Origin of the sequence: Rhizobium sp. PvP014, from assembly GCF_017876855.1 — a bacterium.
Lineage (GTDB): Bacteria > Pseudomonadota > Alphaproteobacteria > Rhizobiales > Rhizobiaceae > Neorhizobium > Neorhizobium soli.
In genome coordinates, this window is the sequence record NZ_JAGIOT010000002.1 from 1,174,008 (window position 1) to 1,187,720 (window position 13,713).

Consider the following 13,713-nt stretch of genomic DNA (forward strand, 5'->3'; position numbering starts at 1 on the left):
TTCCCAGTATCACGAGCGATCATTCAGCCCGTCGAGCAGCGCCTTGTGGAACCGGTCCGGATCCTGAATCTGCGGCGAATGGCCGAGGTCATCGAACTCCACCAGCTTCGCCCCGGGGATCGATTCCGCCGCCTGCTTGCCGAGCTTGGTATAATCGCCGAGCGATGCGGCGATCGCCTTGCTGGCGCGGTTGGCGCCCGGAGCCGTCTTGTCCGTCGTGCCGATGATGAGCAGGGTCGGCGTTTTCACCTGCCCGAACTCGTGGACAACAGGCTGGGTAAAGACCATGTCGGAGGTCAGCGCCTGGTTCCAGGCAACCTGATCTCCTCCCTCGCCCGCAGACATGCCGGCGCTCATCTCCACCCACTTGTCATAGTCCGGCTTCCACTGGCCGGAATAATAGAACTTCTGCTGGTAGGCCTTGATGCTCTCGAAGCTGGTCTTCTGCTCACCTTCGAAGGCCGTCGAGATCGACTGGTAGGGCACGCCCTTCGCCTTCCAGTCTTCGAGACCGATCGGGTTCACCAGAACCAGCTGCTCGGTAAAGTCCGGATACATCAGCGCAAACCGCGTCGCCAGCATGCCGCCCATCGAATGACCAACCACCGTCGCCTTGTCGATACCGCGCGCGTCGAGCAACGCCTTGGTGTTTTGCGCCAGTTGCTGGAAGCTGAATTGATACGCGGCCGGCTTGCTCGACTTGCAGAAACCGATCTGGTCGGGTGCGATCACCCTGTAACCGGCGCCGGTCAGCCGACCGATCGTCGCCTCCCAGGTTGCCGCACAGAAATTCTTGCCGTGCAGAAGCACCACGGTGCGCCCGTTCGGCGTCTCAGGGGCGATATCCATGAAAACCATTTCCAGCGGCTGGCTGTCGCTTGCGGCCGCAGCATCCGGCCTCTGCCCCGCCACGCTGAAGACTTCAGTCTTGAACGGATACTCGAAGCCTTCCAGCCTCGGACCATAGGTCGGGTGCTCCGAGGACACGCCTTGCGCCGCACCGAGGCCCGGCAGGGCTAAGGCGGCAGCAACGACAACGATAGAACGTAGGAATGGCGTGGGCATCAGGTCTCCTTGAGGCTCGCGCCCGGCACATGACATGCACCGGGTCACACGCTCAAGGTAGGTCCGGCCTCATTAAGGGCAATCGAAAATAACAGCCCTGTGAAGCGCCTTGACCATCAGTCGCTGTCGCCGGACTTCTGATTGTCGAGCAACATATAGTCGAGCGGCAGTTCAGTCGTGTACTTGATCTGCTCCATCGCGAAGACGGACGACACGTCACGGATCTCGATCTTGGCGATGAGGCGCTTGTAGAACGCGTCATAGGCAGCAATGTCAGGCACGACCACGCGCAGGAGGTAATCGACGTCGCCGCTCATGCGGTAGAATTCAACCACTTCGGGAAAGTCCACCACCACTTCGGAAAACCGCTTCAGCCATTCGATCGAGTGGCTTGCGGTGCGGATGGAGACGAACACCGTGACCTTGGTATTGACCTTGACCGGATCGAGAAGCGCCACGCGACGGCGGATCACGCCGTCCTCTTCCATCTTCTGGATGCGCCGCCAGCACGGAGTCGTCGACAGTCCGACCTTCTTTGCGAGATCTGCAACGGCGAGCGTGGAGTCTTCTTGCAGTATGCGCAGAATCTTGCGGTCCAGGCGGTCCATCAAACGTCCTTTCGAAATGATTTTCCGTTATATACCCGAATATCGCACAGTTAAGCGAAATTTGTTCCCCGCACCAGGCTATCCACATGATGCCGAAGCACTGGAATAACCTCTGCCTCGAACCACGGATTCTTGCGCAGCCAACCGGTATTGCGCCAGCTCGGATGAGGAAGAGGAAGAATGCGCGGTCCCTCGTTGGCAAAGAAATACTGCCGCCAGTTCATGACCGTTTCTGTCATGCTCGGCTTGCGCTGCGATCCGAGATGCCATGCACTCGCATACTGCCCGATCACGAGGATCGTATCGATCTGCGGCATCGCCGCCATCACTTGGGCGCGCCAGGCCGGCGCACATTCCTTGCGCGGCGGCAGGTCGCTGCCCTTCGCGTCATAGCCCGGAAAACAGAACCCCATCGGCACGATCGCAAGTCGCCGCGCATCGTAGAACTCCTCGCGCGTCACGTCCATCCAGTCCCGCAGGCGGTTGCCCGAGGCATCGTTGAACGGCAGACCGCTCTCGTGAACCCTCAAGCCCGGCGCCTGCCCGGCGATCAGCAACCGGGCGGTGGCAGACAGCACGGCAACCGGCCGCGGCTCGTGCGGCAGCCGGTCCGCTTCGCCCTTCAGCGGATGATCGCGACAGATGCGACACTGCGCGATCGAGGCCGCGAGAGACGCGATGCCAGCCGGATCGCCATTCACCACGAAACCGCAGCCTTCAGCCGGTCGAACAGCTCGCCTACGCGATCGACAATCGCCGTTGTGCCCTCGTCGTCATCCATCGCCCCCTTCGCCGCCCGGTACGCTTTCGGCCTCTCGAACGGTCCGACCCAGATCCCCTCGCCTGCACCCTTCGCGGCCGCCTCCTCGCGCCCGTAACCACCGGACGCCACAGCCATGCCCTGGCGCACCATCTCGCCATTGATGTCGAGGTCACCGCGGCGGCAGGAGACCAGAACACGCCGGTAGCGATCGCGCGCGTCGCCGCGGCACTCGGTCATGGAACTCGCCGCAAGCTTCGACAAGGCTTCGCGAGCCGCATCGCCGCAGGCCCACTCTCCGCCCTTGCCATCGCCACAGCTCTGGCCAGCCTCCGGCGCATCGATATCGACAAGCCGAAGCCGCTCAGCACCGGCGGCCAGCGTGTCGCCATCGATCGCAAAAAACGGACCGTTTATCGCGCTTCCCTGGCCGATATCGAGCTTGGCGATGATCAGCGAGCCCAGGAAGATGAACGCCGCCAGGAACACGGCGTCGCGGCCTATTTTAACGATACGGGTCACATTTGAGCCTTACAACAAAACGGAAGCTTCACGGAAATGGCAAACAAATCCTTTCCCGGCAGCATCTTCTTAAGGTTTGCGGATTAGCCTCTCAAGTACCCCGGGGATATCAGTTTACAGGCCCAGTACACAGCCTATGAGTAGCGGCGTCAGCACATCAACCGACAAGAATATCGTCGATCGCACGCGCAGCCACCGCAACAAGGCTGTCTCGAAGGCTGTCCGTGCGACCCGTGATCGGCTGCAGTCGTCGTCCAATGGCAATTTCGCGTTTGATCGCGATATGCTCTCCATCCATATCGGGTCCGGTTTGCAGGCGGCACTGATGACGCCGCTCGTTGTTGCCGTCGTCACCGCCATCGGCTTCTATCTCAATCCGGATATCCACATCTTCGCCTGGGCGCTGCTGATGCTGTGCCTGCACGCGATCAACGTGCTTCTGGCACGCCGTGCGAGCAAGGTGGAGATAACGGCTGCCGACACCAGGAAATGGCGTAGACGCCTTCTGACGGGACATATCCTGCTCGGCTGCGGCTGGGGTGTCTTCGCGCTTCAGGGCTGCTCCACCTGCGCTGGCGACAGCTTCTATTTCTACAAGGGCGCGGTGCTTCTGTTTGCGGTGTCCTACACCGCCATGAGCACGTTCATGCTGCGCCAGAGCGTTCTCTACGGCTTCGTGCCGATGATTGCGGCGCTTCTCAGCATCGCCATCCTGTCGGGTCAGGTCCTCGATATCGGCCTTACCGCCATGTGCGCGACGGCTGTCGTGTTTTTCCATTACGTCGCCGAGCGCCTCTACCGCTCCAACCTGACGCTGATGTCCTATCAGTCGGAAAAGGACGATCTGATCGCCGAGCTCGAAGTGGCGAAGTCCATGTCTGACGAGGCTCGCCGCCGTGCAGAAGAAGCCAATCTGGCAAAATCCCGCTTTCTTGCCTCGATGTCGCACGAGCTTCGCACCCCGCTCAACGCTATCCTCGGCTTCTCGGAGGTGATGAGTTCCGAGGTCCTGGGCCCCCTCGCCAACCCGACATACCGGGAATATTCCGGCGACATCCACCGCTCCGGCCAGCACCTCCTGAACCTCATCAACGAGATCCTCGACCTGTCGCGCATCGAAGCCGGCCGCTACGATCTGACGGAGGATTCGCTGTCGCTTCTGGAAGTGGCGGAAGATTGCATCGGCATGGTCCAGCTGCGCGCCCGGGCGAAAAGCATCACCATCCGTGACCAGTTCGAAAAGCACATGCCGCAGGTCTGGGCCGACGAGAAGTCGATGCGTCAGGTCATGCTCAATCTTCTCTCCAACGCCGTCAAGTTCACGCCCCAGGGTGGCGAAATCACCGTCAAGGTGGGCTGGACCGCGGGCGGCGGCCAGTATGTGGCGATCAAGGATAACGGACCGGGCATTCCGGAAGAGGAAATCCCGATCGTGCTCTCCGCCTTCGGTCAGGGATCGATTGCCATCAAGAACGCCGAACAGGGAACAGGCCTCGGCCTGCCGATCGTCCAGGCGATCCTTGCCAAGCACGACGGTCAGTTCATCCTGCGCTCGAAGCTGCGCGAAGGCACCGAAGCCATCGCCATCCTGCCCTCGACCCGCATCCTCCAGAGCGTCCCCGCCATCGCCGACGCCCCCGCCATCGAGCGCCGCCGCAAGAGCTTCGCTTAACATTACTCCGCGACTTCAGTCGCGAGCCAGGTCACCAATTGGTCAGTTTCACAACGTCGTCCGGCAAAGTCACAGTCGACAACTGGGGCTATGAGCTGCAGGGCACGAACGGCAATCCGCTCGATGCCGGTCTGCTGGCGTCCGCGACGCATGATTTTCTTGTCATCGATTCAACACGCGACGGCAGCAATGCGGAGCGGTTTACCGCCGACGAGATCACCCGGATGAAGGACGGTATGGGCGGCCCCTCGGTGGTCGCGTCCTATATCTCGATCGGAGAAGCCGCGGAGTTTCGCGACTACTGGAAGACGACGTGGACATCGGGCGGCGAAGCCAGCGACAAGCTGACGTCGAAAGCCCCTGACTGGCTCGGTCCCGTCAACGCCGACTGGCCGGAATCACGCAAAGTTCGCTACTGGGACAAGGACTGGCAGGACCTGATCTTCAACGACAAGAAGACCGGGGATTTCGATGCGATCGTCAAGGCAGGCTTCGACGCCGCCTATCTCGACATCGTCGATGCCTACTATTTCTGGGGCGCCGAGGCCTCGGCCAAGGACAGGCAGCCGGGCGATCCGGCAAACACCAAGCAGGCGGCTCAGCGCATGGTGGATTTCATCGTCGCGCTGACCGAGCATGCCCGCAAAACCAACCCCGACTTTTTCGTCATTCCGCAAAACGGCGCCTTCATCATGGAGGACCTCGGCTCCGACAGCGCCCGAAAGAAGGCCTATCTCGGCGCAATCGGCGGCATCGCAGTCGAGGACGTCTATTATGGCGGCGATGCGGATGAGAACAACAAGCTCAACCCGGACCGCGAGACGATCGATGTCCTGAAAAAGGATTTCCTCGCGAACGGCAAGCCGGTCTTCGCCGTCGATTATATCAACGGCACAGCGCGGATCGACGAATTCAACAAGCTTGCTCTGAAAGACGGGTTCATCCCATACGCCGCACCAGATCGCGATCTCGACCGCCTGGCCGCCCCCCATGACGGCGACCCGGTCTTCATCCGCCCGACCGACAAGAACGATAGCCTGCGCGGTTCGCAGCTTGCCGATACGATCGACGGTCTTGCCGGTAGCGACCGGATCGATGGACGCAACGGCAATGATCGCCTCGATGGCGGCAAAGGCAACGACACCCTGATCGGCGGATCCGGCAACGACAAGCTTTCCGGTGGCGCCGGAAACGACAAACTCTCCGGCGGGGCCGGCAAGGACGTTCTCACGGGAAACAGCGGCGCCGATATCTTCGTGTTCGAGACGAAGCTCGGCGCGTCCAATATCGATACGATCAGCGATTTCAGTGCGAAGGACGACACCATCTGGCTGGACGACGATATCTTCGCCAAGGCCGGCAAGGTCGGAGATCTCCTGTCCAGCGCATTCCATACCGGCACCAAGGCGCATGATGCCAGCGACCGGATCATCTACGACAAGCTGACCGGCAAGCTGTTCTACGACGCCGACGGCACCGGCAAGACCGCCGCCGTGCAATTTGCCCAACTCGACAAGAACCTCGGCCTCACCGCCGGCGATTTCGACCTTATCGGCTGAGGCACAAGCGCCGTTCGGATCAGATCCAGATCGGCTTTACCACCACATAGAGCGCAAACAGGCCGTTGGCGCAGAGAAGGCAGAACACGGCGAAGGATCCGAGATCCTTCGCGTGCCGTCCGACAACCGAAATCTCCGGCGACACCCTATCGACAAGTTCCTCGATTGCCGTGTTGAGCGCTTCCACGCAAAACAGCACGAGCATCAGGATGATGAAGATGAAATAGTCGCCAAAGCCCGCTCCGGCGACCGCAAAGATGACGATCCCGATCAGGAAGGCGTAAACCTCCTGCCGGAACGCCGCCTCGCGCCAGAGCCTCGCAAGGCCCTGCATCGAATACCGGAACGAGGCGATGATCCTGCGAAAGGTCGCCGCTTTTTCGATATGGCTGTCCAGCGGCGTCTTTTCCATCCAGCATCAGTCCTTGTTGCTGACGCCGGCCTGCTCGAAAGTCGCCATGCCGGTGTGACACGCAGCCGCCGCCTTGACGATACCGGCCGCAAGCGCTGCACCGGTACCCTCGCCCAGCCGCATGCCGAGCGCCAGAAGCGGCGTCTTGCCAAGCTTCTCGATGGCCTTCAGATGCCCCGGCTCACCAGAGACATGGCCGATCAGGCAGTGGTCGATCGCCGACGGATTGGCCGCCTTCAAGATAGCGGCCGCAGCCGTAACCACATAGCCGTCGAGCAGAACAGGGATCTTCTCCATCCGCGCGGCGAGAATAGCGCCGGCGATCGCTGCAAGCTCGCGTCCGCCGAGGCGACGCAGCACTTCCAGCGGGTCCGACAGATGCTCCTTGTGGAACTCCACCGCCTGCTTCACCACGGCCACTTTGCGGGCCAGAAGCTCCCCATGCGAACCGGTCCCGGGACCAACCCAGTCTTCCGCTTCGCCGCCGTAGAGCGCCAGGTTGATTGCGGCCGCAACCGTCGTGTTGCCGATCCCCATTTCGCCGATGCACAGAAGATCCGTGCCGCCGGCAATCGCCTCCATGCCGAATGCCATCGTCGCTGCACAGTCGCGCTCGGAAAGTGCCGCTTCGGTGGCGATGTCGCCGGTCGGATAATCGAGCGCCAGATCGAAGATCTTGAGGCCGAGATCATGCGTGACGCAGATCTGGTTGATCGCCGCACCGCCAGCCGCAAAATTCTCGACCATCTGCTGCGTCACGGACGAGGGAAACGGCGTAATCCCGTGTCTGGTGACGCCGTGATTGCCGGCAAAGATCGCCACCAGCGGCCGCGTGACGCTCGGCGCCCGCCCCGACCAGGCCGCCAGCCAATAGGCGATCTCCTCAAGACGTCCGAGCGAACCCGCCGGCTTTGTCAGTTGCGCGTCGCGTTCGCGGGCCGCCACCAATGCCCTTGCATCGGGGCCGGGAAGGTTCTGCATCAGGGTGCGGAAATCGTCGAACGGCAGGCCGGTCATGCTCATGGAAAACTCTCTTCGGTCTTTTCGGGCGGTATCGTCTTCTGACGCTGGATCGGGTAGGGATTGATCATTCAGCAAATCATACTTTATGCGCCATCTCATAATCGGCTATCAGCGACGCGACAAGGTCAGGTCGGACGGGACAAGGTCAAAAAGGCTGCGGCCGAAAAACCCATTCTCAAAACAGGCCTCGCAAAGGCAGGAGAGACAAACTGCTACACGCAAACCACTTCGTTGCAGATCTCGCCCGCTCGGTAGGGTTCCTCAGCCGCCTGCCCGTGCCGGATCGCTTCTTTGCCGGCTATGACGGCACGGTGTCACGTGCCGTGCGCGCCTTTCCGGTCGCCGGATTGCTGATCGCGTTTCTTCCCGCTCTCCTTCTCCTGAGCCTCTGCAGCATCCAGTCAACCGCTGGAGATACGCTCCTGCCGGTTCTGATCGCACTCGCACTGATCACCCTCTTGACCGGCGCGCTGCACGAAGATGGCCTTGCCGATGCCGCCGACGGTCTTGGCGGCGGACGCGATGCAGATCATGCGCTTCTTATCATGAAGGACAGCCGCATCGGCTCCTATGGCGTCGTCGCGCTCATCCTCTCCTTCGGCCTGCGTGCCGCAGCACTGGCCGGCATTGCGCGGCTTTCGCCAGAGGCGGCGGCTCTCGCCCTTCTCTCCAGCGCCGCCGTCAGCCGCGCACTGCTGGTTGCCCACTGGCGCGCCCTGCCGCCCGCGCGAAACAACGGTGTCGCAGCCGGTGCCGGAATGCCTGACGACAATGCCCGCAATCTCGCGCTCTTGATCGGCGCTGCCGCCGGCCTTGTCTTGCTCATACCCGGTTTCGGCCTGCCGCATGCGCTGATCGCGCTCGGCCTGTCTGCCGCCGCCGCCTGGGGTTTCAACCGCTACGTCGCGAAAAAACTCGGCGGGCATACCGGTGATACGATCGGTGCCACGCAACAACTCTGCGAGATCGCCCTGTTATCGGCCCTTGCTCTCGGCCTCTGAACCCACGATATGGACGCGATGATTTCGCCTTGCACACTGATATGTTCGATCGACATGAAAACAGGCTTTTGCCTCGGCTGCGGACGCACCGGCGACGAGATAGCCGGATGGACCGGTTTCACCGATGACGAGCGCGTTCAGCTGATGGATCTGCTGCCCACACGGCTCGACACCGTCGAACCCGAAAAGCTCGGTGAGCTCAAGCGCAGAAGAACAGCAAACGCCACCGTCAGGAAGGAAACAACCACCGCATGAACGGCTTTACCGTTGTCCTCCTCATCCTCGGTGCCGGTCTGGCGCTGCTCGTCTACAACCACGACAGCGGCCGCACATTCGGCATGGCCAACGAGGATTTCGGCAGCCTCGTCTATCTGATCCCGATCGCCGCACTTTTATCCGCCGGCGTCCTGCAGGGCCGCCGCGGCAACGTCGGAACCGTTGCCCGCCAGCTTGCCATCTGGCTGGTCATCATCATGGCGCTGGTTGCGGGCTATCTCTACCGAAACGACTTCAGCAGCTTTGGCGCCCGCATGACGGCAGGCCTCCTGCCCGGCACCGCGGTCGTCACCACATCCAGCGACGGCAGCAGCGAAGTAGTCATCCACAAGACGCTCGGCGACCATTTCAAAGCCAATGTCGGCGTCGACGGCAAGGTCCTGCCGATGCTGGTCGATACCGGTGCAAGCAGCATCGTATTGACCTACGAAGATGCACGCCGCATCGGCCTTGATCCTTCGGCGCTGAGCTACTCGGTAACTGTCATGACCGCCAACGGCCGCGCCCAGGCAGCGCCGGTGCGTTTGAGCGAAGTCTCGATCGGCCCGATCGTCCGGCGCGATGTCCGCGCCATGGTGGCGGAAGAAGGCAGGCTCGACGAAAGCCTTCTCGGCATGACCTTCCTCTCCACACTCAGCTCGATGCAGATGCAGTCCGATGAGCTGAGGCTAAAGGATTAGCGGCTTCCGCTGCCAAACCTACTCGGCAGCGACCAAGGACACCGCAGCAAGGGGCGCCAGCGCTCGGACCGGATCGGCCTTGTTGCGATAATGGCTCGGCGGATCGCCGATCACACGTTTGAAGGCGCGGCTGAACGAGGCCTCGGCGTCATAGCCCAGCCGCTCGGCAACCATCGCCACGCGCATCCCGTCCTTCAGCCACAGCCGGGCCTGGTGCATGCGCACCCGTGCCACATACCGCGCCGGCGTCTCGCCGACAACGCGTGCGAACCGTTCTGCAAAGCCCGAGCGGGAGATGCCCATCAGGCGCGCCAGTTCCACATTGTTCCAGTCGCGTTCGGGCTGCAAATGGATCGCCGCAAGCACGCGGCCAACATCAGGGCTCCGGACGGCCGCGATCCAGCCGCGCGTCTCGCCGCAACCGTGTTCAACCCAGGTGCGGATCATCGTCGCCATCAGCACGTCAGCCAGTCGCGCCAGAATGCCTCCGGCGCCGACACGGTCCATATCCACTTCGCGCGTCATCGCCTCGAGAAGATGCGGAATGGCCGGGTCATCCTTGGCGAGATCACTGGTCAGCATCGTCTCCGGCATCATCTGCAAAAGCGGATGCAGCCGGTCGACGTTAAAGCGCAGGGAGCCGCTGAACACCAGCGTGCCGCCACTCTCGGCCGTATTGCGGCATTTCAGATCATAAATCCCGGTGCAGACTTCCTTGCGGCCGTAGTGTTCGAACGGCAAGGTCGGCGCATCGGCAGCGCTCGCCAGAACATGCGCCTCTCCCCGCGGGATCAGCACCGCATCGCCGGTTTTCAACTCCTGCCAGTTGCCGGTTTCGGTCTTGATGATCGCCCGGCCGCATTTGATGAAATGAAACCGCGCGGCATCCTGCGCCGGAAACGCCGTTCCCCACGGCTCGGCCAGACGGCAGCGACCGTAGTCGACCCCATCAAGGCGAAGCCCCCGCAACATTTCGGTCAGCGGATCGGACGTAAGGTCAGATGTCAGTTTGGACGAATGATCAAGCATATCGGATTATCTAGCATGGAACATCCGGCGAGTGAAGCCTATCCAGGGCGCATCATTCAGTCAGGAGTCTACACCAATGGATATGAGCGTCCAACGAGCCACGTCGCCGCAGGCCGACGACACACCCGCACGCTGGGGAGCTGTCATATCGTTGACGCTTGGCGTCTTCGGCCTTGTTACCGCGGAATTCCTGCCCGTCAGCCTGCTGACGCCGCTGTCGGCAGATCTTGGCGTCGGCACCGGCGTTGCCGGCCAGTCGATCACCACGACCGCCGTCATTGCAGCCATCGCCGGCCCCGGCGTCATCATCGGCACCCGCAATATCGACCGGCGCTGGACGGTTCTCGCCCTGACCACGCTTCTGATCATTTCGAGCCTGCTGGCGGCGGTCGCCAACCACATCGTCATGCTGCTGGCCGCCCGTGTCCTGCTCGGCATCGGCCTTGGCGGGTTCTGGGCCATGTCGGCAGCACTTGCCATGCGCCTCGTGCCGCCGGCCCGCATGCCGCGCGCCATGGCCATCATCATGGCCGGCGTCTCGCTCGCCACCGTCTGCGCTGCTCCGCTCGGCGCCTGGCTGGGTTCGACGCTCGGCTGGCGCTCGGCATTCTACCTCTCCGCAGCCGTTGGCGTGGTCGCGCTGGCCGTGCAGGCCTTCACCTTGCCCGCCCTGCCGCCGACCGGCCATGCAGGTCTTGGAACGCTCGCGGCCCTGATGCGCCGTCCGGCCATCCGAACCGCACTGTTCACCATCCTCCTCTTCGTCGCAGGCCATTTCGCCGGCTTCACCTATATCCGCCCGTTCCTGGAGCGCGTGCCGAAGCTCGACGTCGAAACGATCTCGCTGATTCTGCTCGGCTACGGCATCGCAGGCTTCGTCGGCAACATCCTCGGCGGCATTGTCTCGGAACGCAGTGCACGTCTGTCGGTGACGATCTTCGGCAGCCTTGTCGCCGTATCGGCCCTGATACTGGCGATCGGCGGCGCATCGCTTGTCGTCTCAGCTGTCGCAATCGCCCTCTGGGGCCTCGCCTTCGGTGCATTCCCGGTCAGCATCCAGAGTTTCGTCGTGCGTCACGCCCCTGACGAGGCCGAAAGCGCCGGTGCGCTCGTGATCCCCGCCTTCCAGATCGCGATCTCCAGCGGTGCGGTCCTCGGCGGCATCCTGATCGAAACACAGGGACCGATCGCGGTGATCTCCTTCCTCGGTCTCGCCGCCCTCGCCGGCACCTCGGTCATGGCCGCCCGCGGCGAACGTCGGCGACTGTCACTGGGCTAAACCTGCCCGAACCACCGCGCAAAAGAAACGCCCGCAACAGCGATGTTGCGGGCGTTTCTGTGAGGGTCTCTTGAGTGCCGGCTGCCAGGTGCGAACCGGCTGCGCCTTTTAGTTCCGCAACCGATACCCGGTCTTGAACATCCAGCCCAACACCGACAGGCAGATCACCAGAAACAGCGCGATCATGCCGACCGAGATCATCGGGTTGACGTCGGCGATTTCATAAAAGCTCCAGCGGAAACCGCTGACCAGATACAGCACCGGGTTGAGGTGGCTGACCGCCTGCCAGAAGGGCGGCAGCATGTCGATCGAGTAGAAGCTGCCCCCGAGAAACGTCAGAGGCGGGACGACCAGCATCGGCACCACGTTCAACTGCTCGAAATTCTTCGCCCATATGCCGATGATGAAACCGAACAGGCTGAAGGTGATTGCCGTCAGCACCAGGAATAAGATCATCATAAATGGATGGGCGATGCGGATTTCCACGAAGAAGGACGCGGTCGCCAGAATGATCAGGCCGATGATCAGCCCTTTGCTCGCCGCTGCCCCCACATAGCCGAGGAGAACCTCCGTCATCGCCACCGGCGCCGACAGGATCTCGTAGATCGTGCCTGTGAACTTCGGGAAGTAGATGCCGATCGAGCCGTTCGAAACGCATTGCGTCAGCAATGTCAGCATGATCAGGCCCGGCGTGATGAACGATCCGTAGGACACGCCTTCGATGGTCTGGATACGCGAGCCGATCGCCGTGCCGAACACGATGAAATAGAGCGACGTGGTGATGACCGGCGACAGCACGCTTTGCAGCAGCGTGCGGCGCATGCGGGCCATCTCGAAATAGTAGATCGATTTGACGGCTTCGAAATTCATGCCTGTTCTCCCGCTTTTTCAGCCACCAGCGCCACAAAAATATCCTCCAGCGAACTTTGCCGCGTGGAGAGATCGCGGAAATGAATGTTTTCCCGCGCAAGCGTCGCCAGAAGCGAGGCGATACTGTCCTGCGCTTCCTCGCCCTGGTAGTCGTGGATCAGCGTCGTGCGATCGTCGGACAGCGTCAGATTGTAGGATTCTAGGCTTTCCGGCAGCGCGGAAAGTGGTGCTGCAAGCTCCAGCCGCAACTGCTTGCGACCGAGCTTCGTCATCAGCTTTGCCTTTTCCTCCAGGAGCAGAAGGCTGCCGCCATCGATGACGCCGACGCGGTCGGCGATCTCCTCGGCTTCCTCGATATAGTGGGTGGTGAGAATGATCGTGACGCCGCTTTCGCGGAGCTTTTCCACCACCAGCCACATGTCACGGCGCAGGTTGACGTCGACGCCCGCGGTCGGCTCGTCGAGGAACAGCACTTTCGGCTCATGCGACAGCGCCTTGGCAATCAGCACGCGCCGCTTCATGCCGCCGGAAAGCTCGCGCAGCATGCTGTCCTTTTTCGTCCAGAGCGAGAGGTCCTTCAGGATCCTCTCGATCAGCGCGGGGTCCGGCTTGCACCCGTAGACGCCGCGCGAAAAGCAGACGGTGTTCCACACGGTTTCGAACTGGTCCGTGGTGAGTTCCTGCGGCACCAGTCCAATCAGCGAACGGGTCTTGCGGAAGTCCTTCACGACGTCGTAGCCGCCGACTTTGACAGTTCCGGAACTCGGGTTGACGATCCCGCAGATGATCGAGATCAGCGTCGTCTTGCCGGCGCCGTTGGGGCCGAGAAGCGCTAGGATTTCGCCCTCCTCGATATCGAGATCGACGCCCTTCAGCGCCTGAAAACCATTACCGTAGGTCTTGGTCAGCTGGCGGATGGAAACGATAGAAGTCATTGTTACTCGCTGGGAGACTTGA

General features: G+C 61.8%; 15 protein-coding genes. 6 read left to right on the top strand and 9 right to left on the bottom strand.

Annotation, left to right across the window (positions count from 1 at the left end; genetic code table 11):
• Positions 1-9: 9 nt before the first annotated feature.
• The 4 genes from J3A65_RS10295 to J3A65_RS10310 all read right to left on the bottom strand — a co-directional run bounded on the left by J3A65_RS10295 (position 10) and on the right by J3A65_RS10310 (position 2,955).
• Positions 10-1,065, bottom strand: a complete 1,056-nt coding sequence (locus J3A65_RS10295) for an alpha/beta hydrolase (RefSeq protein WP_209901029.1) — start codon at positions 1,063-1,065, stop codon at positions 10-12.
• Between the two features lie 116 nt (positions 1,066-1,181).
• Entirely contained in the window at positions 1,182-1,673 is a 492-nt protein-coding gene (locus tag J3A65_RS10300) for an Lrp/AsnC family transcriptional regulator (protein ID WP_062456489.1), read from the bottom strand.
• Between the two features lie 50 nt (positions 1,674-1,723).
• Positions 1,724-2,377: a uracil-DNA glycosylase family protein gene (locus J3A65_RS10305; protein ID WP_244476142.1), complete on the bottom strand. Its 654-nt coding sequence runs from the start codon at positions 2,375-2,377 to the stop codon at positions 1,724-1,726.
• On the bottom strand, positions 2,371-2,955 hold the full coding sequence (locus J3A65_RS10310) for a thermonuclease family protein (RefSeq protein WP_209901031.1): 585 nt from the start codon (positions 2,953-2,955) through the stop codon (positions 2,371-2,373). The genes J3A65_RS10305 and J3A65_RS10310 overlap by 7 nt, the downstream gene beginning before the upstream one ends.
• Positions 2,956-3,091: 136 nt before the next feature.
• On the opposite strand from J3A65_RS10310, the gene J3A65_RS10315 reads away from it, so the two are divergent.
• The gene (locus J3A65_RS10315) at positions 3,092-4,627 is read left to right on the top strand and encodes a HAMP domain-containing sensor histidine kinase (RefSeq protein ID WP_092660767.1); all 1,536 of its coding nucleotides are present in this window, start codon (positions 3,092-3,094) and stop codon (positions 4,625-4,627) included.
• 38 nt (positions 4,628-4,665) lie between these two features.
• Complete coding sequence (locus J3A65_RS23475; protein WP_281064383.1) at positions 4,666-6,186, top strand: endo alpha-1,4 polygalactosaminidase; 1,521 nt, start codon at positions 4,666-4,668, stop codon at positions 6,184-6,186.
• A gap of 19 nt (positions 6,187-6,205) precedes the next feature.
• Here J3A65_RS23475 and J3A65_RS10325 read toward each other — a convergent pair whose 3' ends face one another.
• Both J3A65_RS10325 and cobT read right to left on the bottom strand, forming a co-directional pair.
• Positions 6,206-6,598: a diacylglycerol kinase gene (locus J3A65_RS10325; RefSeq protein ID WP_113110605.1), complete on the bottom strand. Its 393-nt coding sequence runs from the start codon at positions 6,596-6,598 to the stop codon at positions 6,206-6,208.
• A gap of 6 nt (positions 6,599-6,604) precedes the next feature.
• Positions 6,605-7,621, bottom strand: coding sequence for a nicotinate-nucleotide--dimethylbenzimidazole phosphoribosyltransferase (cobT, locus tag J3A65_RS10330; protein ID WP_062456473.1), 1,017 nt, complete (start codon positions 7,619-7,621; stop codon positions 6,605-6,607).
• 209 nt (positions 7,622-7,830) lie between these two features.
• Here cobT and cobS point away from each other — a divergent pair, with 209 nt between their 5' ends.
• The 3 genes from cobS to J3A65_RS10345 are packed head-to-tail and all read left to right on the top strand — an operon-like array spanning position 7,831 to position 9,578.
• Positions 7,831-8,622: an adenosylcobinamide-GDP ribazoletransferase gene (gene cobS, locus J3A65_RS10335; RefSeq protein WP_209903442.1), complete on the top strand. Its 792-nt coding sequence runs from the start codon at positions 7,831-7,833 to the stop codon at positions 8,620-8,622.
• A gap of 9 nt (positions 8,623-8,631) precedes the next feature.
• On the top strand, positions 8,632-8,877 hold the full coding sequence (locus J3A65_RS10340; protein ID WP_174196576.1) for a DUF1289 domain-containing protein: 246 nt from the start codon (positions 8,632-8,634) through the stop codon (positions 8,875-8,877).
• Positions 8,874-9,578 (top strand): TIGR02281 family clan AA aspartic protease, encoded by a 705-nt coding sequence (locus tag J3A65_RS10345; RefSeq protein ID WP_209901033.1) that lies wholly within the window; start codon positions 8,874-8,876, stop codon positions 9,576-9,578. Before J3A65_RS10340 ends, J3A65_RS10345 begins: the two co-directional genes overlap by 4 nt.
• Positions 9,579-9,596: 18 nt before the next feature.
• Here J3A65_RS10345 and J3A65_RS10350 read toward each other — a convergent pair whose 3' ends face one another.
• Positions 9,597-10,607 carry an AraC family transcriptional regulator gene (locus J3A65_RS10350; RefSeq protein WP_113110608.1) on the bottom strand — a complete coding sequence of 337 codons (1,011 nt, stop codon included), beginning with the start codon at positions 10,605-10,607 and terminating at the stop codon, positions 9,597-9,599.
• 82 nt (positions 10,608-10,689) lie between these two features.
• On the opposite strand from J3A65_RS10350, the gene J3A65_RS10355 reads away from it, so the two are divergent.
• Positions 10,690-11,886 (top strand): MFS transporter, encoded by a 1,197-nt coding sequence (locus J3A65_RS10355; RefSeq protein ID WP_244508772.1) that lies wholly within the window; start codon positions 10,690-10,692, stop codon positions 11,884-11,886.
• Between the two features lie 108 nt (positions 11,887-11,994).
• On the opposite strand, the gene J3A65_RS10360 is transcribed toward J3A65_RS10355, so the two are convergent.
• Both J3A65_RS10360 and J3A65_RS10365 read right to left on the bottom strand, forming a co-directional pair.
• Entirely contained in the window at positions 11,995-12,756 is a 762-nt protein-coding gene (locus J3A65_RS10360; protein WP_062456458.1) for an ABC transporter permease, read from the bottom strand.
• Positions 12,753-13,691, bottom strand: a complete 939-nt coding sequence (locus J3A65_RS10365) for an ABC transporter ATP-binding protein (RefSeq protein WP_192076982.1) — start codon at positions 13,689-13,691, stop codon at positions 12,753-12,755. Before J3A65_RS10365 ends, J3A65_RS10360 begins: the two co-directional genes overlap by 4 nt.
• Positions 13,692-13,713: the final 22 nt, after the last annotated feature.